Raw genomic sequence first — 21,018 nt, forward strand, 5'->3', positions numbered from 1 at the left:
TGGTCTGATTTAGGAAGGGCTAATGACATAGCCCCTATGGTGAGGTCATACTTCGATACTAGAAATAGACTTCGATTTAATCACTTGCTAATCTCAATGAATCCCCTAGCTTTAGCTATGGGCGAGAATGTCAAAGGAAGAAGGTAAAAGATGAATAGTAAAAAAATAAAGACTTTTAATTACATTATGTATATTATCTATGTTTTTTCAATTATATATTTTGCATTTAATAAAAATTACTCTGGGGCAGGATTAAGCACTACATCTTTGGTTATTACCTTTTGTTTAAATAAAGCCTATAAAAAAAAAATAAAACCTTTAGATAGTAGTCTTTATGTAGTAGCAAACTTATTTGTATTATTTGCCATTGTGTTAGGTTCTTCTTATGAATTATACGACAAGATAAAATACTATGATGACTTTTTACATTTTTGGTCAGGTTTTATATCAGTTAAAATAGGATGGAATTTATTAAATACTATTGAAGTAAATCCTACAAAAAATAAATTTATATTTTTTGTAATTATATTTTTATTTGCAATGGGTATAAGTTCAATATTTGAAATTGGAGAGTTTGTACTAGATACAGTTTTTAAAATGAATACACAAGCTGGTGGACTTAAAGATACTATGCAAGATATGATTGACTCACTTTTGGGTGGACTTATTATGATTACATATTATTTTAGAAAAATTAAATAAAAACATTAAACTAATAAAAACAATAATCATAAAAAATAAATTATTAAAAGTAGCAATTATTTAAATACTAAAAGTGTACTCATCAAATTTGAAAAGTACACTTTCAATATTAGCAATATTTTTTAATTAAACTATGTAGTTCATTAGAAATATAATCTTTGTTAGATAAATCACTATAACTAAAATCAATTCTAACAAGAGTTTCATCTAAAGATAACTGTTCTGAAATTAAGCTACCTAAGCCTCTAACTTTTCTATCTACTTCTAGGATAATCCTTACACCATTAGCATTAGCAATTAAAATAACTTCTAATTCATCTAACTTACCCCTATAAGCTCCTGAAGTAGGTATAAATTCAAACTCTTGTACAAATTTATTATAGCTAAATCTATGTTTATCATAAATATTTTTAGCACTTTGCATTCTAAATCCTAATTCTTCAACAGCTTTAAAGATAGTATTCATATAGTTAGTAGGATTTATTTTTATTCCATCTCCATCAGTATGGTCAATTGCCTTTTCTATATCTAGCTGTGTAGAAACCCAAACCTTACTACTACCAAGAGTTATAGGGCAATTTAAATCTAAATCAAATGAAAATGGTATGTTAAAACTCTCATTAGGAGATATAGTTTTGTTAATATCAACAGTAAATCTTTGAACTATAGCTTCTACAGTAGTTGTTCTATCATCATATTCTTTTTCATAACTAGTTTTAACGTCAATGTATACACATTGTAATTGTTGCTCTATTTCTCCACCGTAAATATTAACCATTCCTTCTATTTTTCCTCCAGGAATAACAGAAGTATTAGACAATACCGTATCTACTTTAGTTCCGCCAATTCCAAGTACATTAGCCATAGCTTTTTTTAAAAAACTCATTTTTAGTACCCCCCATTAAAAATTTTTATAGTAATTCTAATATATCACAATAAGGATATTATTACATTATATAAAATCCACTATTTATAATTTTAAAAATATAAACCACATTATTTATTTATAATTTTAAATCAGCTAATAAGTTAAGAATTATAAGTAAATAATAAACGGATAAGAGTAATAAGACATAAAATGAGGAGGAAAATATGCATTATAAACAAAGATACATAGAAGCAATAGAAAGTGTTAAATCTCACCTTAATGGAATAAGTAATGAAGAAGCTAGAAAAAGACTAGAGCAAAATGGCTATAATGAACTCAAAGAAGGCAAAAAAGTACCAACTTGGAAGCTATTTTTAGAAAGTTTTAAGGATCCACTAGTAATAATCCTTTTGATAGCAGCAATAGTTCAAATATTTTTAGGCGAAGTTGTAGAATCTGTAATAATTTTTATTGTGGTAATTTTAAACTCTCTACTTGGGGTAACTCAAACAAAAAAAGCAGAAGGTTCACTAGAAAGTTTAAAAAAACTATCAGCACCTCAAGCTAAGGTTATAAGAGAAAATCATAAGATATCTATACCAGCGAGAGAATTAGTAATAGGAGATATAATAATGCTTGAAGCTGGAGATTATATACCTGCAGATGGTAGAATTGTAGAAGCTCAAAGCTTAAAAATTGTAGAAGGTATGTTAACAGGTGAATCAGAGCCAGTACTTAAACATAATGAAAAAATCGATGAAGAAGTTGGAATAGGTGATCAAAGAAACATGGTATTTAGCGGTTCCTTAGTTGTATATGGTAGAGGTGGCTTTGTTGTAACTTCAACTGGAATGAATACAGAAATGGGTAAGGTAGCTCAGCTTTTAGAAAGTGCAGAAAGTAAACAAACTCCTCTTCAAGAAAAATTAGATCAATTTGGTAAAAAACTTGGTTTAGTAATTGTAGGTATAGCAATATTAATATTTGTAATTCAAGTTATAAGAGGATATTTAAGTGGTGTAAGCTTGACTAATAGTAGAATTATAGCAGACTCATTTATGTTTGCAATAGCAGTCGCAGTCGCAGCTATTCCAGAAGCGTTATCTTCTATTGTTACTATTGTTCTTTCAGTTGGAACAAATGATATGGCAAAAAAACAAGCTATAGTAAGAAAACTACCAGCTGTTGAAACCTTAGGATCAACAAGTGTTATTTGTACAGATAAAACAGGGACTTTAACACAAAACAAAATGACGGTAGTAGATTTTTATATGTATGAAACACCAAAAGATAATATGGATCCTAAAAACATAAATTACTCTTATCATACAAAAACACTTACAATTGCATCTGCAATATGTAATGACTCTAATATAAACAAAGAGGGTAAAGAAATAGGAGATCCAACAGAAGTAGCTTTAATAAAATTTTCAAACAAACAAAATTTAGATTATAACTATTTAAGAGAAAAATACGATAGACTAAGTGAAATACCTTTTGATAGCGATAGAAAGCTTATGTCTACAGTTAATGATATACACGGTGACTCATATATGTTTACTAAAGGAGCACCTGACGTAGTATTTAGTAGGTGTAAATTTGCATTAGTCGATGGAGACAAAGTTGAAATCAATGAAGAAATACTAAATACTTATAAAGAAAAAAATGAGCATTTTTCCAACAGAGCTTTAAGAGTTTTAGCTTTTGCAATAAAAGATGTAGAGGATGAAAATTTTGTACCAGCACTAGAGGATGAAGTTAATATGATTTTAGTTGGTCTTATGGCTATGATAGACCCTCCTAGAGAAGAAGTCTATGATGCAGTTAAAGAAGCTAAATCTGCAGGAATAAAAACTGTAATGATTACAGGAGACCATAAAACTACTGCTACAGCAATTGCAACTGATATTGGAATTATGAGTGAAGAAGATATAGCATTAACAGGACAAGAATTAGATGCACTTAGCGAAGAAGAGTTAAATGAAAAACTAGAGCATATAAGTGTATATGCAAGAGTATCTCCAGAAAATAAAATTCGTATAGTAAAAGCTTGGCAAAATAAAGGGAGAATTACTGCTATGACAGGAGATGGAGTTAATGATGCTCCAGCACTAAAACAAGCAAATATAGGTATAGGTATGGGAAGTGGTACTGATGTAGCCAAAGATGCATCTGCTATGATATTAGTAGATGATAATTTTGCAACAATTGTAAGTGCGGTAGAAGTAGGCAGAACTGTTTATAAAAATATAAAAAAAGCCATAACTTATTTGTTTGCAGGAAACTTTGCTGGAATTATAGCGATACTATTTGCTGTATTCGCAAATTGGGCAAATCCATTTACTACACTACAATTGTTATTTATTAACTTAATAACAGATTCATTACCAGCAATAGCTTTAGGATTTGAAAAACCAGAAAAAAATATCATGGATTTTGAGCCTAGAGATCCAAATGAAAGTATACTAGCTGGAGGAACTGTACAAGCTGTAATATTTAGAGGATGCTTAATGGGGATATTGGTAATAATAGCTCAATATATAGGGATGAAAACTTCACCAGAAGTTGGAACTGCAATGGCATTTTCAACTATTACATTATGCAGAATATTACAGACTTTACCTGCTAGATCAAATGAGTACAATTTATTCGAACTAGGGTTCTTTTCTAATATCTATGTAATATATGCAATAGTAATATGTTTATTAATTTATGGGATGACATTATTGCCATTTATGAGAAGATTTTTTGCTATACCATTTAATTTTGGACTGAGAGAATTAGGAATATGTAGTTTATTTGCTCTTATTTCAACAGCTATCATGGAAGTAGCAAAAATAAGAAATAAGCATAGAAAATAAAGATCTTTTGGTCTTTATTTTTTTTACAACATAAAAAATTTGTATTGATTAATAAAATAATTTTTGTAAATGTTTAACATATTAAAATTCATATAGAAAATTTGTTCGATTAAAGTTATAATATATAATATAAACTTAGTGTAAATAGTTAAAATAAGGAGGAAGTTAAACATGGATATTCTAAAAAAATTGAACATACTATCATCTGCAGCTAAGTACGATGTATCTTGCTCTTCTAGTGGGAGCAATAGAAAAAATAAAAAGGGTGGAATAGGAAATGCATCAGTAAGTGGAATATGCCATACTTTTACTCCTGATGGTAGATGTGTATCTTTATTAAAGATACTTATGACAAATGCCTGTATATATGATTGTAGTTATTGTATAAATAGAATGTCTAACGATGTACCAAGAGCTACTTTTACACCAGATGAAGTTTGCGATCTTACAATAAATTTTTACAAAAGAAACTATATAGAAGGATTATTTTTAAGTTCAGCAGTAATAAAAGATGCAAATTATACTATGGAAAAATTATATGAAACAGTATATAAACTTAGAAATATTCACAACTTTAATGGATATATACATTTAAAAGCAATACCAGGAGCAGATGATGAATTAATAGAAAAAACGGGCTTATTAGTAGATAGAATGAGTGTAAATATAGAGTTGCCTTCCTCAGACAGCTTAAAATTATTAGCTCCAGATAAAGACAAAACAAAAATACTTACTCCAATGAAGCAAATTAGTAAGAGTATAATTCAAAATAAACATGAAAAAAAGACTTTTAAAAATGCACCATCTTTTGTACCAGGAGGGCAAAGTACTCAATTAATTATAGGAGCTTCTCCTGAAACAGATTTAAAAATACTAAACTTAACACAAAGTCTTTACGATAAAATGAAGTTAAAAAGAGTTTATTACTCAGCATTTGTACCTGTAACTAATGACAAAAGGCTACCAGAGTTAAAAAATCCACCAACTCTTAGAGAGCATAGGCTATATCAAGCGGATTGGTTACTTAGATTCTATGGATTCAAGGCCAATGAATTACTAAATGACAAAAATCCAAACTTTGATATTAACTTTGACCCTAAAACTAATTGGGCATTAGAAAACATAAATTTATTCCCAGTAGAGATAAACAAGGCCCCACTTGAAATGTTGCTCAGAGTACCAGGTCTTGGTCATAAATCAGTTCAAAGAATATTAGCAATTAGAAGAATAGGTAATATTGACTTTAAAGACCTAAAGAAAATTGGTGTTGTATTAAAAAGAGCACAATACTTTATAACTTGTAAAGGTAGATACTATGGAGACGTAAATTTTGATGAGCCACTAATAAGACATAGATTAGCACCAAAGGAAGATTTAAATATCTTAGAATCACAAGGTACTCAATTAGACTTTTTTGAGAAGCCTAGTCTTTTACCATCCCCTGCAATTCATAAGGTAGATGATATATTTTCTTCAGTTATAGGACAATTATAGGAGGATAATATGAATGTTTTTATATACGATGGTAGCTTTGAAGGATTATTAAGTACTATTTATGAGGCTTATTATTCTAGTGAAAAGCCAGATAAAATATACAGTAAAATAAATTATGAAGAAAATCTATTAGAAGATGTGTTAAAAATTAAAACTGATCTAGAGAAGTTTCAAAAAGTGTACAATGCCATAGAAAATAAAATATCTAAAGAAGCTTTAAGAAAAATATATTATGTATATCTATCAGAATTTAAAGAAAGCTCGAACCTTATACTTTCCTATATAAGAATGGGATTTAAGTTAGGGTATAAAGTTGATTATTATAAAAATAATGATGTAGTACTTAATATGGACAAAATAAGTAAAAGAGTTTCTCTAGAAAAGCATAGATTTACAGGTTTTGTAAGATTTAAAAGTATAAACAATATTTTATATTCGTCTATAGAACCTGATTTTAATATATTACCTATAATTGGGAAGCATTTTAAAAATAGATTATCTAATGAGTATTTTATAATTGAAGATGTTAAAAGAAATATTGCTTTAGTTTATGATAAAAATAATTACTACCTAACTAATTTATCAAAAGAACAAAAAAATGTATTAACTAATTCTAAAGAAGAGGGTGCTTATGCTGATTTATGGAGAGAATACTTCAAAGCTACTGCTATAGTAGAGCGAAATAATCCTAGACTACAAAAAAGACAAATGCCAACTAGATACTGGAATCAATTAACAGAGTTAATATAAAGGAGGTGTACTTCCTTTTTTTGTACATTAAATTACGTACAAATCAAAAAAATACTTGCTTTAGTATTCTAAATAGAATTAACATATTGTATAATGAAAAGTATCTGGAAAAATTTTGTCAAATGGGGGAGATAACGTGGCTTCAAGAAGAGAAGATGTGCAATACTTGGAATATATTTTTAGCCAATTTTATGACATTGGAGTCAATTCATATGGAGGAGTGACGAGATTAGGATATACAAAGATAGAAGATGAAATGCATGATATGTTTAAGGATTTAGGTGAAGAAGAAAACTTACATACTTATATAGATGAAGTAGGAAACACATTTGTTGCAAATGACATTTCAAATAAAGAATATTATTTAATAGGGTCCCACTTAGATTCAGTAGTAAATGGTGGGAGATATGATGGAGTAGTAGGTGTTTTAGCAGGGTTATTAATTTTAAACTGGGCAAAAAATGATAATTTAGATATTCCTATAAGAGTAGGAGCCTTTAGATGTGAGGAATCTAGTAACTTTGGTAAATGTACCATAGGAAGTGGACTTATCACAGGAGAATTAAAAAGAGATGATGTTAAAGGTCTAGTATCAAAAACTGGTAGGTCTATAATAGAAATCTTCAATAGCAAAGGTTATAATTTAAGTCCTAAAAAAATAGAAAATGTAAAACAATATTTAGAACTTCACATAGAACAAGGAAAGGTACTTGAAGAATATGATATAAAAGCAGGAATTGTAACACATATTGCAGGACCTAGGCGATTTGAAATTTGTATCTATGGAGAGGCTGAACATTCAGGTGCAACTCCGATGGATATGAGAAGTGATGCACTTTGTGCAGCATCAGAATTTGTATTAGAATTAGAAAAACTAGGAAGAAAAGAAGCTCATAGAAAATCAGTTACAACTGTAGGAGTATTAAATAATAATCCCAATGTACTTAATGTTATACCAGGAGAAGTTAATTTAGGGATTGATATAAGAGGTATTGATATTAATAGTCTTGATGAAATTGAAAATGGTATGAATGAAGCCATGAAAAGAATCAGTAAAGAAAGAAATGTAAAGTTCTTCCTTCAAAGCACTGGACGATTTGACCCAGTAAAAATGAGTACACATATGCAAAAGAAATTAAGTGAATGTAGTGAAAAGCTTAGAATATCACACAAAGTAATGCCAAGTGGAGCAGGACATGATGCTATGGCATTTACAAGAGTTTGTGATACAGCAATGGTATTTATTCCATGTTATAAAGGAATAAGCCATAACAAAAGTGAATTTTCTTCATTGTTAAGTATATACGATGGAGCTAAAATAATATATGAATATCTTAAAGGGGAGAAATAAGACATGATACTAATAAAAAATGGTAGAGTTATAGACCCTAAAACAAAAAGAGATGAAGTTTTAGACATAGCTATCAAAGACAACAAGATTGAAAGAATAGGAAAATTTCCTATAACAAGTGAATACAAAAATATAATAGATGCAAGTGGATATATTATAGCGCCAGGGTTAATAGATGTTCATGTTCACTTTAGAGATCCAGGTTTTACTCATAAAGAAGATATAGAAAGTGGAAGCTTATCAGCTGCAAAAGGTGGATTTACTACGGTTATATGTATGGCAAATACTAACCCAATAGTTGATAATGAAGAAACTCTTAATTACATAAAAGATAAAGCAGATAATTCACCTATAAATGTACTTCAAGTAGCATCAATTACTAAAGGGTTTAAAGGAAAAGAATTAGTAGATATGAATCACCTTGCAAAATGTGGTGCAGTTGGATTTAGTGATGATGGACTTCCAATAATGGATAGTGATGTTATTTTAGAGGCTATGAACAAGGCAAAAGAATTAGATATGCCTTTAAGTTTCCATGAAGAAGATCCTGCCTTAATAACTACAGCAGGAATAAATGAAGGTGAAATATCTAAAAAACTAGGGATAACTGGAGCTAGTAATGTAGCAGAAGATGTTATGGTCGCTAGAGATTGTATGTTAGCTATAAAAACTGGAGCAAAGGTAAATATTCAACATATTAGTTCGGGAGTATCTGTAGAAACAGTAAGAATGGCTAAAAAATTAGGTGCTAATATATTTGCAGAAGCAACACCTCATCACTTTACTTTAACAGAAGATGATGTACTAGAGTTTGGAACTAATGCAAAAATGAATCCACCTCTTAGAACACAAGATGATAAGTATAAGATAATAGAAGGATTACAAGATAATACAATAGAAATTATAGCAACAGACCATGCACCTCATACATTTGAGGAAAAAAATGTAGAATTTGTTAAAGCTCCAAGTGGCATAACAGGGCTTGAAACATCCCTTTCATTAGGTGTAACTAATTTAGTTAGAAAAGGTCATCTAAGTATAATGAAACTTTTAGAAAAAATGACAATAAACCCTGCTAGACTTTATAATTTAGACTGTGGAAGTATAGAAGAAGGAAAAAATGCAGACTTAGTAATCTTTGCTCCTAATGAAAAATATACAGTGAGTGAATTTGCATCTAAATCATCAAATACTCCATTTAAATGTACTAGTTTATACGGAAAAATTAAGTACACTATCTGTAATGGTAAAGTAGTATTTGAAGATGTAGAAGAATAAGAAAAAGAGTGGAATTTCCACTCTTTTTGTATACTATAATATAAAAACTTATGCATTAAAAAAATTACTTATATATAGCTTTTATGGGATCAAGATTTGCAGCCTTAATGGCAGGTATTATACCAGCTATTATTCCAGTCAATACTGTTGCTGTACTAGCAAAGATTAGGCTACTTACATTAGGAATAGCTTTAAAAGGTAAATAACTAGAGGCATAATTAGTAACAATAAATCCAATTATAATTCCTAAAACTCCACCACAAACTGTAATAAATACAGCTTCAACTAAAAACTGAAATAAAATAGCTTTAGGTTTAGCACCAATAGCACGTCTTATACCAATTTCTCTTTGTCTTTCAATAACAGATACATACATTATATTCATTACACCTATTCCACCTACAAACATTGATATAGCGGTTATTAGAGTAACAAATTTATTTATAGAAGAAATCATATTTTCTAATTCTTTAGTCATTTCATTAGGATCATCAACTTTATATGAACCCTCTATACCAGGGTATAAATCTTGTAGTTTATTTAAAACATCACTTGATACTTGATCTAAATTATACCCTTTAGAAACAATTAAATCTAAGCTATAAATTTCTTGAGGAGCATAAGATTGATTCATTAATTTATCTATAGCTTTTTTAGGCATATAAGATGTTAAATATGATTCTGTATTAAATAGATTATTTTCAGGTTTATCTTCTTTAGTAGGTATAGAACTTTCGTCAATTATACCTATTACCTCAAATATCTTACCACCTATAGTAATTCCTTTTCCTAGGGCATCTTCTTCTTTTGAAAACAAATCTTTTGCATTTTGTGAAGTAACAACAACAACATTTCGTCCTTCATCTTCATATGCAAAATTTCTTCCATAGATAGGTTTTAACTCAGTGTCTTTGTCAAAAGAGGAGACATCAATATAAGTAGTTTTCTTATCAAAAGAAGCATCACCAGAATACTTAGAATCCAAGTTAAAAGTATCTGAAGTAGGACCTATTTTTTCAACACCATTTATAAAAGATAGTTCATCTAAATCACTACTTGAAAAAGGTTTTAAAAAAGCTTCTATTTTTTCCATATTAGAGTTAGAAGGCTCAAAGTAAATTCTTGTTTTATTGGGATTTACTTTATAAACAGAATCAGTGACTTCCTTTTTTAATCCATTTCCAATTGAACTAACTAATATAACAGATGTAATACCTATAATAATCCAAATAAGTGTCACGAATACGCGAAGTTTATGTCCTCTTAAATTGGCTAAAGCACTTTTAATTAAAATATTCATAAGCTACACCTCCAAGGATAATACGCCATCTTTTAGTTTTATTACCTTTGTAGCGTATTTAATTAAATCCTCATCATGGGTAACCATAATTATTGTTTTTCCTTGTTTATTTAATTCTTTAAGTATATTCATTATCTCAGCACTAGTTTCACTATCTAAGGCTCCAGTAGGTTCATCAGCAAAAATTAATTGAGGATTATTAACTAGCGAACGAGCTATGGCAACTCTTTGTTGTTGCCCACCAGAAAGTTGAAGAGGGAACTGTTTTAATTTATCGATTAATCCAACTGCTTCCAACTTATCTTTTACTAGTTTTTCTCGATCACTTTTTTTTAGGCTCCCATCATACATAAGTGGAAGCTCAATATTTTGATATATATTTAAAGTTTCTATTAAATTAAATTGTTGAAAAACAAATCCTATATTCTTGTTTCTAAAATCTGAACGCTGATTTTCGTTTAAATTACTTACATTTTCACCATTAAATATATATTCGCCTCTTTCAAATTTATCTAAAAAGGCTAATACATTAAGTAATGTTGTTTTTCCACTCCCTGATTTACCCATTATCATTACAAACTCCCCAGAGTCTATAGTTAAATTCAATGATTTCAATACTAGATATCTCTCTTTACCAACCCTATAGTATTTATGTAGATTTTCTAATTGGATTATAGCACTCAAATTATTTACCATCCTTTTTATCTGAAGCTTCTTTACCTGTAGAGTTAGTAGTAGATATATCATCTCCTTCTTTCATTTCAGGGGTAGGATATCTAAGTATAATATCTTTTTTATCAAGTCCACCTTTTACTACAGTATATTCATCATTTTGGCTTTGGATTTGAACAGTTTGTTTCTTTAGTATTCCATTTAGAGTTTCAAATACATAAGGTTTTTCGTTTTTATCTCTTAATATAGCGGAAGAAGGAACTTTGCAGATAGAGTCTTTAATTTCAACACTAGCTTGAACATGGAATCCATTTACTAAATTCTCTTGATTATCAAAGCTTACACTTATGTCATAGTAAGACAATTGTGATTGGCTATTTGTATTTACTCCTTCAGATGAGGAAGAAGGTCTATCAGAGATATAGCTTATTCTTCCTGCAACTTTTGTATTAGTAGATAATACTAATACATTTACAGGATCATCAACTTGAAGCTTTGGTAAATCTTGCTCACTTACTTGTCCTTTCATATAAAACTCATTACTTTCAAGTGTCATGGCTATACCTTGTTGTTCTGTATTTTCCTGTTGTTCATCTAAATAAATTTTACCAGCAAATGGAGCGTTAGTATTTATATAAGCTTTTTTATTTAATGATGAAATTTGACTCTGCAACTTAAGTATTTCAGTTTTTGTACTAGGATCATTTTCTAAACTAGAGCTTTTAATAGAAGTTAACTGAGAGTTTAAATTTTCAATTTCATCTAAAATAGATTGATTTTTAGTAGTAAATAAAAAATCGCCTTCTTTTACAATTTTTCCATTTGTTACATTTAATTTGCTAATTTCACCTTGAGTAGAAGGTGCAAAGTTTTTAGATTTAAGAGGAAGAATTACTCCGTTAATAAATACTTTTTCATTATCTGCAATAGTATAAGTCTCCAAGGTATTATTAACGGTAACTTCTGTATCTTTTTCTAATAAATTTAATCTTGTAAGGTAATAACCTCCTCCAATAAGTCCAATTAATATAAATACACTAATACCTATTTTAATTTTTTTGTTTTTTATTTTATCTAATAAAGCCACAATATACCTCCTATTTCCAAAATATTACTACATCTATGATTATAAATGTCAAATTATATCTAGTCAAAGGGAATTTACAAATAAAACAATGTTGTAATTATGTAGGTTATATTAAATCGCTAGCTTTGATATACATATTGACATAAGGAATGTCAGATATTACAATTCTAACTAAGAGGAAATATCAAACATAATAGCAAGTCCTAAACGTTACAGTTGCTAATATAACTAGGAGTTAAATTATGAAAAAAGTGATTTTTATGGGGAAGACAGGAAGTGGTAAAACTACACTTTGTCAAAAACTTGATAAACTAGATGTTAAATACAAAAAGACTCAATCTGTAGATTTATACAACAACTCAATAGATACACCTGGAGAATATATGGAAAATAGATATATGTATAGTGCGCTTAATATAACTGCAACAGATGCAGAAGTAATAGCATTAGTATATGATCCTACACAAGGAGAATGTTATATATCACCAGGATTTTCAAGCATGTTTTGTAAAGATGTAATAGGTATAATAACAAAGATAAAAAAATGTGAGTCTAGTATCAATGTTCAAATTGGAAGAGAAAGATTAGAAATGGCTGGGGTAAGTAAGATTTTTGAAGTTGATACAATAGAAGAAATAGGTTTAGAAGAGCTATTTAATTATATTGGTTAGTAGCTTCATATAAAAAAAATAAGGGGGTATAGCATGAAGAAAATAATAAATAATCCAGATTTAGTAGTAGAAGAAATGGTAGAGGGTATGGTACTAGCTCATCCTGAATATATAAGACAAAGTGAAAAAGGAAATATAATAGTTAGAAAAAATTCTCCAACTAAAAAAGTTGCACTAGTAAGTGGTGGTGGAAGTGGACATGAACCTTCTCATGGAGGATATGTAGGTAAGGGCATGTTAGATGGAGCAGTTGCAGGAGCTGTTTTCACATCTCCAACTCCAGATATGGTTTATGAAGCAATAAAAGAAGTTGATGGAGGAGAGGGCGTATTATTAGTTATAAAAAATTACACTGGAGACATAATGAACTTTGAAATGGCAAAAGAGATGGCTGAAATGGAAGGTATAAATGTAGATTTTGTAGTTATGAATGATGATGTTGCAGTTGAAAATTCATTATATACAGCAGGTAGAAGAGGTATTGCAGGAACAGTATTTGTACATAAAATAGCCGGTGCAAAAGCAGAGCAAGGTGCTAGCCTAGAAGAAGTTAAGGCAGTAGCTCAAAAGGTAGTTGATAATACTAGAAGTATGGGGATGTCATTAAGTTCTTGTATAGTACCAGCAGCAGGAAAAGCAAACTTTACATTAGAAGAAAATGAAGTAGAAATAGGTATGGGTATACACGGGGAACCTGGAACTCATAGAGAAGAAATAAAAACTGCAGATGAAATAACTGAGCACATGTTAAATAAGATATTAGATGATATGTCTTTAAATGAAAATGAAGAAGTTGCAGTTATGGTAAATGGATTATGTTCAACTCCTTTAATGGAATTATATATAGTAAATAGAAAAGTTAATAAAATGCTTCAAGAAAAAAATATAAAAATATATAGAACTTTTGTAGGTGAATTTATGACATCTTTAGAGATGGCAGGATATTCTATAAGTTTAATTAAACTAGATGAAGAATTAAAAGAATTATTAGACAGTCCAGCTGATACACCTGCATTTAAAACTTTCTAAGGGGGAGAATATGAAGTCAGAACAATTAATTCAGATAATAAATAAAATAGGGGAAGTAATAGAAGAAAATAAACTTTATTTAACAGAATTAGATGCCACTATCGGTGATGGAGATCATGGCTTAAATTTAAGTAAAGGATTTAAAGCTGTTAAAGAAAAATTAGCAACACTTAACACAAGTAGTATTTCAGAAGTATTAAAAACAACAGGAATGGCACTTGTAAGTAGCGTTGGAGGAGCATCAGGACCATTATATGGAACTGCATTTATGAAGGCATCGATGGTTGTTAATAATAAAGAAGAAATAGATATTAATGACTTAGAAAAAATGTTAGAAGAAGCTCTAAATGGAGTAAAAATGAGAGGTAAATCTCAATTTGGAGAAAAAACAATGATAGATGCCATAGAGCCTGCATTAAATAAATTAAAATCAGATATTAGTAATAACTTAGATGTTATAACTTGCTTAGAAAATATGAGTAATGAAGCTTTAAAAGGTACAGAGGCTACTAAAAATATTATAGCAACAAAGGGAAGAGCAAGTTATTTAGGAGAGAGAAGTATAGGGCATCAAGATGCAGGTGCTACATCAAGTTACTTAATATTAAAAACAATATACGAAGAAGTAAAAAATAGTTAAGGAGTGATTTTTTGATAGGATTAGTGATAGTATCTCATAGTGAAGATGTGGCAAAAGGAGTAAAGAATATTGTAACTCAAATGGCTGGAGATATAAAAATTGCTACTGCAGGTGGCACTGATGACAATAGAATAGGAACTGACTATACAAAAATTACTAACGCTATAAATGAAGTATACTCTTCTGATGGTGTAATAGTATTATTTGATCTAGGTAGTGCATATATGAATACAGAAATGGCAGTAGATTTTCTAGATGATGAAATGAAAGAGAACATTCATATTGTAGATGCATCTTTAGTTGAAGGTGCTTTAGTTGCTGGAGTAGATATAAGTATAGGTAGAAATATAAAAGAAATATTAAATAGTTTAAAACCATTAAAATTGAATAAGTTTTAGTTTTTTATATAAAAAAGGCGAATTAATTATTAATTCGCCTTTTACAAATTTTAAGCAGTAAACTCTATATTTTCTGATAACAGATTAGATAACTGTTTAAATAATAGATTTCTAGTTACTCCATTTTCATTTCGTTTTTGTAATTTTATTTCAAATCCTAAGTTTAATACTGTTTTTAAACTATATACATTTTCCTCGGCTATTGCAGTAAGTATGTATTGTTTACCTCTAAGAGCAGCTTCTTCCATTCTAGTTTCTAAAAGTATCTTATGAAGTGAATTTCCGCGATAAAGAGGGTCTACCATTACATATCCTGATACATAAGTAGATGCTATGTCACGTTCACTAAGACCAATTTCATAAAGGTTGTTTAAGTAATCTCCATTAGGAGGTTCACATATAGCTGAAGCTACTAAAGTTTCATCAACATAACAACCAATTATAAAGCCACCTTCGTCTAAAACATTCATTAGATAAGTAAAATCACGAAATTTAAGCCAATTCTTATTATCCATTGAACTATTTACTCTATTATACAAGTTAGTAATATCATCAAAACTTGTTGGAGTAATAAAGCGAACATCTGTATATAAGTTTTCACATAGCTCACCGTTGAATTTAGATAATTTTACTGTTTTTATCAATATAGACACCAATTGTTCACATAGATTCGCTAGGTCTATGCAGTTCTCTTATGAACTTCTCATACTTTCATATGAGAGCAGACTATTTCTTCACCCTCGACATTACTCGTTAGGGGCAACCTACTTCCACTATCCATAGCTTATAGTGTACGACCTCTCGGTCTAGTCGTTGAAGGTTTCCCTATTCGGGACTTCCCTGCATGAACATCCATTGTAATAGCACTTAGGGTTTAACCATATGCCATCCTAAGACTTTTTTCTACTTTCGTTCCTTCACGTTTAAAGCTATTCGCTTTTACGTTGTGGCACTTAGGCTTTAGGAATTATCTGCAATTCAAGCTGTGTCCTATGCAGATTTCTCTACATACGAGGCTAACTCTTACCTCTTTTCTTAATTATTAAAAGGGATAACCCTTTATAAGACTTTTTATTTTAATTGATGAAGTTAAGATTAAATTATTATACCATAATAATTTTTAAAATAGTGCACAATTTATATTAATTTAACAAAAATTTAAAGAAAATAATACAAAATAGATAAAACACATTATAAAGATAAACAATAATAAAAGACTTAATATAAATTAAGCCTTTTAGCATAAAAATATAATTTTTGATTAGTCTTAATAATTAACATCTTGATAATTTGCAACTGTATTAGCAGCAGTAAATACTGCTTCATCTACTGCAGAAAGAGTACTTTGTAAAGCTCTTTTATTATTTTGTTTTTCTACATTATCTAACGCATGCTTTAGACTCAATTGTGCATCTTGAAGTTGAGCAAAAGCTTCATTTAAATGAGATTTAGAATTTTTCATAGTTATCCTCCTTAAATTTTATAAATATACAATAAAAGTATTTGCAAAAATATAATATATATGCACAAATGATAAAGAGGATTGCAGAGAATATAAAAGTAAATATAGGTTAACATAAAAATATAAAATTATATTTAAGGAGTAGGAAATGAATAAAGCTAGAATATTAATTAATAAATCAGTTCTTTTGTTATGTTTATGTATAGCCTCTTGTTTTATTTTAGGTATTGGTAAAATAGAAGATAAAGATAGTGGGAAAATACACAAGAATATATACATTGAAAAATTAAATGTAGGAAAATTAAATATAGATGAAGCTAAAAAAATTGTAAATAATCATTATAATATAAAGCCAATACAGATTAAGTATGATAAAAAAATATGGACAATAAATCCAAAAGATATAGATTTAGCATATAATTCTAATAAATCAATAAAAAAAGCTTATGAATATACTAGAACTACTAGTACTAAAGAAAATATAAAAAGAACAATAAAGTTAAATTTTAAAGAAACATATAATATAAAACTTAAGGCAACCTATAATGAAGTTAAGTTAAGTGAATTAATAGCTGTAATCTCTAAAGAAATGAATATTAAAGACGTAGAAGCTACTTTAGAAATAAAAGATAACTCTCAAATAATTACAACAGATTCAAAAGAAGGAAGAGAAGTTGATGTAATTAAATTAAAAGAAGAAATTTATAATATGATTGATGACAAAAAAGTAAAGGATATTATGCTTCCAGTTAATATAACCAAACCTAATATAACTACAAAAGATGTTAAGTCAATAAATACTGTATTAGGTCAATACAGTACAAGCTTTAATAATCACAGTTCAAGAGGAAGTAATATTTATATTGCAGCAAAAAGCACTAGTAATATATTAATTATGCCTGGAGAAGTTTTTTCCTATAATAAAGCTACAGGAGCTAGAAACTGGGTGAATGGATATAAAACTGCAAAAGTAATAGTAGGTGGTAAATTTATTGATGGTGAAGGAGGAGGAGTATGTCAAGTATCAACAACAATTTATAATGCTGCACTTTTAGCAGGATTAAATATTGTTGAAGTTAACAATCACACTTATCCTTCAAAATATGCACCAAAAGGTAGGGATGCTGCAGTGTCTTATGGATATACTGATTTAAAGTTTGTAAATTGTTTTACTCATCCTATATATATAAAAAATATAGTTAATAATGGAGCTATTACATCAAAAATATATGGTTGTAATGAAGATAGAGAAAAGTTATACATAAAAGTAGAAGAAAAATATGAAAAAAATAATATAAATATAAAAACTTATAGAATTTATTTTGATGAAGAAAACAATAAAATACAAGAAGAATTAGTTAAAGAAAGTAAATACAAAATGAAATAAAGTAGAGTTTAGCTCTACTTTATTATTTTTAAAATAGTAAATTTAAAAAAACATGATTAAGCAATCGATTGTATGAAAATATACAAATTAACAAAAAAATATTGAAAACATTTGCACAAAATGTTATAGTTTAGTCAAGGAATTAAAAAAATGTCAAATGTAGATGGCATATATTTTTTTTATAAATGCGCAATCGATTGCATTAAAGGAGGGAAATGTTATGAAAAAAATATGGTGGAAAGAAGCTGTAGCTTATCAAATTTATCCACGTAGTTTCATGGATTATAATAATGATGGTGTAGGGGATTTAAAAGGAATAATATCGAAACTTGATTACTTAAAAGATTTAGGAATCGATGTAATATGGATATGTCCAATGTATAAGTCACCTAATGATGATAATGGATATGATATAAGTGATTATCAAAATATAATGGATGATTTTGGAGATATGAATGATTTTGATAATTTATTAAAAGAAGTACATAAAAGAGGAATTAAACTTATCATAGATTTAGTTGTAAATCATACTAGCGATGAACATCCATGGTTTATAGAATCTAAATCTTCTAAAAATAATCTAAAAAGAGATTGGTATATATGGAAAGAATGCAAAGAGGGTAAAGAGCCTAATAACTGGGAAAGTATATTTAAAGGATCAGCTTGGGAGCATGATGAAAAAACAGATGAATATTTTTTACATTTATTCAGCAAAAAGCAACCAGATTTAAACTGGAAAAATGAAAATATGAGAAATGCAATATATAAAATGATTAACTGGTGGCTAGACAAAGGAATAGATGGATTTAGAGTAGATGCAATAAGCCATATAAATAAAGAGGAAGGCTTATTAGATATGGAAAATCCAGATAACTTAGAATATGTACCTTCTTTTAGCAAGCATATGAATGTAGAAGGTATACATGAATATTTAAAAGAAATAAAAGAAAATACATTTGATAACTACGACATAATGACTGTAGGTGAAGCTAATGGAGTTAAAGCAGAAGAAGCTGACTTATGGGTGGGAGAAGATAATGGTAAATTTAATATGTTATTCCAATTTGAACATATTGATTTATGGAATAATGACAGTGGTGCTGGATTTAATATTAGAAATCTAAAGCAAGTATGGAATAAGTGGCAAATAAATTTAGCTAAAAAAGGTTGGAATGCATTGTTTATTGAAAATCATGATGTAACAAGAATAGTTTCATCTTGGGGAAATGATAAAGAGTATTTAAATGAAAGTTCAAAAGCATTAGGTCTTTTATATTTTATGCACAAAGGTACACCTTTTATTTATCAAGGTCAAGAGATTGGTATGACAGATGTAGAGTATGATGATATAAGTGAATATGATGACATAAGAACTAAAAATGAATACAATGAATTAATAAAATCGGGGTTGTGTAAAAAAGAAGCTCTTAAAATAGTAGGTGTAAGATCTAGAGATAATACGAGAACACCTATGCAATGGAACAATTCTATAAATGGTGGATTTTCAAAAGCTAAGCCATGGATAACGATTAATAAAAACTATGTTGATATAAATGTAGAAAATCAATTAAGTAACGAAAATTCAATACTTAATTTTTACAAAAATATGATAAAAATTAGAAAAGAAAATGAAGTCTTAATTTACGGAGAATACAATTTAATACTACCACATTATGAAAATATATTTGCATATGAAAGAATTTTAGAAGAAGATAAATTCCTAGTAATTTGTAATTTATCTGATAATAAAGTTATCTATGAGTATGAAAAAAATATATTGAATTACCGAAACTTAATGATTTCAAATTATAAAGTTAAGGACCATGAAAATACAACTAAACTTAATTTAAAACCTTGGGAAGCTAGGCTTTACAAGGTTTAAATATAAATCAAATTTTATCAACAGGAGAGGAAGATAAAATGGAAATATTGGGGGAAAATAAAAAGTTAGTATCATTTGATTTTTGGCAAAAATTTGGAAAAGCATTACTAGTAGTTATAGCAGTTATGCCAGCAGCAGGGCTTATGATATCTATTGGTAAATTAATAGGTATGACATCTGAGGCTCAAGCAGTAATGACAGTCGCAAGAGTGGTAGAAGATTTAGGCTGGGGAATTATAGGAAACCTACACATCCTGTTTGCAGTCGCAATTGGTGGGTCATGGGCTAAAGAGCGTGCAGGTGGATCATTTGCAGCATTAATAGCATTTATATTAGTAAATCGTGTTACTGGAGCAATATTTGGTGTTAGTACAGATATGTTACAAGATCCAAGTGCAACAGTAAATTCTTTAATGGGAACAACTCTTATAGTTAAAGATTATTTTACGTCTGTATTAGGTGCATCAGCATTAAACATGGGAGTTTTCGTAGGGATAATATCAGGGTTCTTAGGAGCTAATTTATACAATAAATATTACAATTTTGATAAATTACCACAAGCATTAGCTTTCTTTAATGGTAAGCGTTTTGTACCATTTGTAGTTATATTAGGAAAAGAAACTAAAAGCTTTTATATATCAAAATCAAAAGATATAAATTTCTGGAAATAAAGAAAAGTTACAAAAGCTAAAACCCAATATAAAGAAAAGGAAATAAGTTTTTATTCTTGCCATTTAGGATGGTGGAAGAATGTTTTATACATCAGGCAGATACTTTATTGAAAGATATTAATAATGAAGATTTGGCCATAATTATGGGGGATTTTAACAACAATGCTAAAGTTAGAAATGAAGGCTATGATTATTTATTAAATCATAGAATGATAGATACTTACAATTTGGCAAAAAACAAAGATAGTGGAATTACTGTAGAAGGTAAAATTGCAGGTTGGGATAAAAATAAAGAAAATTTAAGATTAGATTTAATCTTTACAAATAAAAAAATAGAAGTAGAAAAATCTAATGTTATATTTAATAAATTAAATAAATAAACCTGAATTATTCATTAAATAATTAAAGCTACGCTTAAAAAGGCGTAGCCACTAATGTCCAGATATTAAAAATTTTCACCTAAAAAGTGAAAAAGTATATGAAAAAAGTCTCAAATTTGTTATTGTTAATTTGCG

At 28.7% G+C, this 21,018-nt stretch carries 20 protein-coding genes; 14 read left to right on the forward strand and 6 right to left on the reverse strand.

Features of this window, described 5'->3' with window-relative positions; translation table 11 throughout:
• Positions 1–150 precede the first annotated feature (150 nt).
• Positions 151–702: a hypothetical protein gene (locus tag ACRC03_RS10140; protein ID WP_438652447.1), complete on the forward strand. Its 552-nt coding sequence runs from the start codon at positions 151–153 to the stop codon at positions 700–702.
• 109 nt (positions 703–811) lie between these two features.
• Here ACRC03_RS10140 and ACRC03_RS10145 read toward each other — a convergent pair whose 3' ends face one another.
• On the reverse strand, positions 812–1,588 hold the full coding sequence (locus ACRC03_RS10145) for a sporulation protein (RefSeq protein WP_438652448.1): 777 nt from the start codon (positions 1,586–1,588) through the stop codon (positions 812–814).
• Positions 1,589–1,794: 206 nt separating this feature from the next.
• Here ACRC03_RS10145 and ACRC03_RS10150 point away from each other — a divergent pair, with 206 nt between their 5' ends.
• The 5 genes from ACRC03_RS10150 to ACRC03_RS10170 all read left to right on the forward strand — a co-directional run bounded on the left by ACRC03_RS10150 (position 1,795) and on the right by ACRC03_RS10170 (position 9,304).
• The gene (locus ACRC03_RS10150; protein WP_438652449.1) at positions 1,795–4,431 is read left to right on the forward strand and encodes a calcium-translocating P-type ATPase, PMCA-type; all 2,637 of its coding nucleotides are present in this window, start codon (positions 1,795–1,797) and stop codon (positions 4,429–4,431) included.
• Positions 4,432–4,602: 171 nt separating this feature from the next.
• Positions 4,603–5,925, forward strand: a complete 1,323-nt coding sequence (locus ACRC03_RS10155; protein WP_438652450.1) for a putative DNA modification/repair radical SAM protein — start codon at positions 4,603–4,605, stop codon at positions 5,923–5,925.
• A 9-nt stretch (positions 5,926–5,934) separates the two neighbouring features.
• Positions 5,935–6,675: a TIGR03915 family putative DNA repair protein gene (locus ACRC03_RS10160; RefSeq protein WP_438652451.1), complete on the forward strand. Its 741-nt coding sequence runs from the start codon at positions 5,935–5,937 to the stop codon at positions 6,673–6,675.
• A 136-nt stretch (positions 6,676–6,811) separates the two neighbouring features.
• Positions 6,812–8,026, forward strand: a complete 1,215-nt coding sequence (locus ACRC03_RS10165; RefSeq protein WP_438652452.1) for a hydantoinase/carbamoylase family amidase — start codon at positions 6,812–6,814, stop codon at positions 8,024–8,026.
• A 3-nt stretch (positions 8,027–8,029) separates the two neighbouring features.
• Positions 8,030–9,304, forward strand: coding sequence for a dihydroorotase (locus ACRC03_RS10170; RefSeq protein WP_438652453.1), 1,275 nt, complete (start codon positions 8,030–8,032; stop codon positions 9,302–9,304).
• A 64-nt stretch (positions 9,305–9,368) separates the two neighbouring features.
• Here ACRC03_RS10170 and ACRC03_RS10175 read toward each other — a convergent pair whose 3' ends face one another.
• Genes ACRC03_RS10175 through ACRC03_RS10185 form a run of 3 tightly spaced genes read right to left on the reverse strand, consistent with a single transcriptional unit; the run spans position 9,369 to position 12,363 of the window.
• On the reverse strand, positions 9,369–10,604 hold the full coding sequence (locus ACRC03_RS10175; RefSeq protein ID WP_438652454.1) for an ABC transporter permease: 1,236 nt from the start codon (positions 10,602–10,604) through the stop codon (positions 9,369–9,371).
• A gap of 3 nt (positions 10,605–10,607) precedes the next feature.
• Positions 10,608–11,288 (reverse strand): ABC transporter ATP-binding protein, encoded by a 681-nt coding sequence (locus tag ACRC03_RS10180; protein WP_438652455.1) that lies wholly within the window; start codon positions 11,286–11,288, stop codon positions 10,608–10,610.
• Position 11,289: 1 nt separating this feature from the next.
• Positions 11,290–12,363: an efflux RND transporter periplasmic adaptor subunit gene (locus tag ACRC03_RS10185; protein ID WP_438652456.1), complete on the reverse strand. Its 1,074-nt coding sequence runs from the start codon at positions 12,361–12,363 to the stop codon at positions 11,290–11,292.
• Positions 12,364–12,605: 242 nt separating this feature from the next.
• Here ACRC03_RS10185 and ACRC03_RS10190 point away from each other — a divergent pair, with 242 nt between their 5' ends.
• From ACRC03_RS10190 to dhaM, 4 genes are read left to right on the forward strand one after another with little or no spacing between them, the layout of a single operon-like run.
• Positions 12,606–13,034: a EutP/PduV family microcompartment system protein gene (locus tag ACRC03_RS10190; RefSeq protein WP_438652457.1), complete on the forward strand. Its 429-nt coding sequence runs from the start codon at positions 12,606–12,608 to the stop codon at positions 13,032–13,034.
• A gap of 33 nt (positions 13,035–13,067) precedes the next feature.
• Entirely contained in the window at positions 13,068–14,063 is a 996-nt protein-coding gene (gene dhaK / locus ACRC03_RS10195; RefSeq protein WP_438652458.1) for a dihydroxyacetone kinase subunit DhaK, read from the forward strand.
• 10 nt (positions 14,064–14,073) lie between these two features.
• Entirely contained in the window at positions 14,074–14,703 is a 630-nt protein-coding gene (dhaL, locus tag ACRC03_RS10200) for a dihydroxyacetone kinase subunit DhaL (protein WP_438652459.1), read from the forward strand.
• An 11-nt stretch (positions 14,704–14,714) separates the two neighbouring features.
• Positions 14,715–15,101 carry a dihydroxyacetone kinase phosphoryl donor subunit DhaM gene (gene dhaM / locus ACRC03_RS10205; RefSeq protein ID WP_438652460.1) on the forward strand — a complete coding sequence of 129 codons (387 nt, stop codon included), beginning with the start codon at positions 14,715–14,717 and terminating at the stop codon, positions 15,099–15,101.
• A gap of 50 nt (positions 15,102–15,151) precedes the next feature.
• On the opposite strand, the gene ACRC03_RS10210 is transcribed toward dhaM, so the two are convergent.
• Together ACRC03_RS10210 and ACRC03_RS10215 are read right to left on the reverse strand one after the other, a co-directional pair.
• Positions 15,152–15,745 carry a GNAT family N-acetyltransferase gene (locus ACRC03_RS10210; protein WP_438652461.1) on the reverse strand — a complete coding sequence of 198 codons (594 nt, stop codon included), beginning with the start codon at positions 15,743–15,745 and terminating at the stop codon, positions 15,152–15,154.
• 623 nt (positions 15,746–16,368) lie between these two features.
• Positions 16,369–16,563: a hypothetical protein gene (locus ACRC03_RS10215; RefSeq protein ID WP_438652462.1), complete on the reverse strand. Its 195-nt coding sequence runs from the start codon at positions 16,561–16,563 to the stop codon at positions 16,369–16,371.
• A gap of 148 nt (positions 16,564–16,711) precedes the next feature.
• On the opposite strand from ACRC03_RS10215, the gene ACRC03_RS10220 reads away from it, so the two are divergent.
• From ACRC03_RS10220 to ACRC03_RS10235, 4 genes are all read left to right on the forward strand, one after another.
• A complete protein-coding gene (locus tag ACRC03_RS10220; protein WP_438652463.1) occupies positions 16,712–17,950 on the forward strand; it encodes a VanW family protein in 1,239 nt (412 codons plus the stop codon).
• A gap of 220 nt (positions 17,951–18,170) precedes the next feature.
• The gene (locus tag ACRC03_RS10225) at positions 18,171–19,832 is read left to right on the forward strand and encodes a glycoside hydrolase family 13 protein (RefSeq protein WP_438652464.1); all 1,662 of its coding nucleotides are present in this window, start codon (positions 18,171–18,173) and stop codon (positions 19,830–19,832) included.
• A 38-nt stretch (positions 19,833–19,870) separates the two neighbouring features.
• Positions 19,871–20,503, forward strand: coding sequence for a PTS transporter subunit EIIC (locus tag ACRC03_RS10230; RefSeq protein WP_438652465.1), 633 nt, complete (start codon positions 19,871–19,873; stop codon positions 20,501–20,503).
• Positions 20,504–20,571: 68 nt separating this feature from the next.
• Positions 20,572–20,883: a hypothetical protein gene (locus ACRC03_RS10235; RefSeq protein ID WP_438652466.1), complete on the forward strand. Its 312-nt coding sequence runs from the start codon at positions 20,572–20,574 to the stop codon at positions 20,881–20,883.
• The last annotated feature ends 135 nt before the right edge of the window (positions 20,884–21,018 follow it).

Origin of the sequence: Romboutsia sp. (assembly GCF_051659545.1) — a bacterium.
Lineage (GTDB): Bacteria > Bacillota > Clostridia > Peptostreptococcales > Peptostreptococcaceae > JBOFOR01.

What these genes read in the sequence shown, in the direction of transcription:
- ACRC03_RS10140 (WP_438652447.1), top strand. Translation starts at nt 151, where the DNA reads ATGAATAGTAAAAAAATAAAGACTTTTAATTACATTATGTATATTATC.
- ACRC03_RS10145 (WP_438652448.1), bottom strand. Translation starts at nt 1,588, where the DNA reads ATGAGTTTTTTAAAAAAAGCTATGGCTAATGTACTTGGAATTGGCGGA.
- ACRC03_RS10150 (WP_438652449.1), top strand. Translation starts at nt 1,795, where the DNA reads ATGCATTATAAACAAAGATACATAGAAGCAATAGAAAGTGTTAAATCT.
- ACRC03_RS10155 (WP_438652450.1), top strand. Translation starts at nt 4,603, where the DNA reads ATGGATATTCTAAAAAAATTGAACATACTATCATCTGCAGCTAAGTAC.
- ACRC03_RS10160 (WP_438652451.1), top strand. Translation starts at nt 5,935, where the DNA reads ATGAATGTTTTTATATACGATGGTAGCTTTGAAGGATTATTAAGTACT.
- ACRC03_RS10170 (WP_438652453.1), top strand. Translation starts at nt 8,030, where the DNA reads ATGATACTAATAAAAAATGGTAGAGTTATAGACCCTAAAACAAAAAGA.
- ACRC03_RS10175 (WP_438652454.1), bottom strand. Translation starts at nt 10,604, where the DNA reads ATGAATATTTTAATTAAAAGTGCTTTAGCCAATTTAAGAGGACATAAA.
- ACRC03_RS10190 (WP_438652457.1), top strand. Translation starts at nt 12,606, where the DNA reads ATGAAAAAAGTGATTTTTATGGGGAAGACAGGAAGTGGTAAAACTACA.
- dhaK (WP_438652458.1), top strand. Translation starts at nt 13,068, where the DNA reads ATGAAGAAAATAATAAATAATCCAGATTTAGTAGTAGAAGAAATGGTA.
- dhaL (WP_438652459.1), top strand. Translation starts at nt 14,074, where the DNA reads ATGAAGTCAGAACAATTAATTCAGATAATAAATAAAATAGGGGAAGTA.
- ACRC03_RS10215 (WP_438652462.1), bottom strand. Translation starts at nt 16,563, where the DNA reads ATGAAAAATTCTAAATCTCATTTAAATGAAGCTTTTGCTCAACTTCAA.
- ACRC03_RS10220 (WP_438652463.1), top strand. Translation starts at nt 16,712, where the DNA reads ATGAATAAAGCTAGAATATTAATTAATAAATCAGTTCTTTTGTTATGT.
- ACRC03_RS10225 (WP_438652464.1), top strand. Translation starts at nt 18,171, where the DNA reads ATGAAAAAAATATGGTGGAAAGAAGCTGTAGCTTATCAAATTTATCCA.
- ACRC03_RS10230 (WP_438652465.1), top strand. Translation starts at nt 19,871, where the DNA reads ATGGAAATATTGGGGGAAAATAAAAAGTTAGTATCATTTGATTTTTGG.
- ACRC03_RS10235 (WP_438652466.1), top strand. Translation starts at nt 20,572, where the DNA reads ATGGTGGAAGAATGTTTTATACATCAGGCAGATACTTTATTGAAAGAT.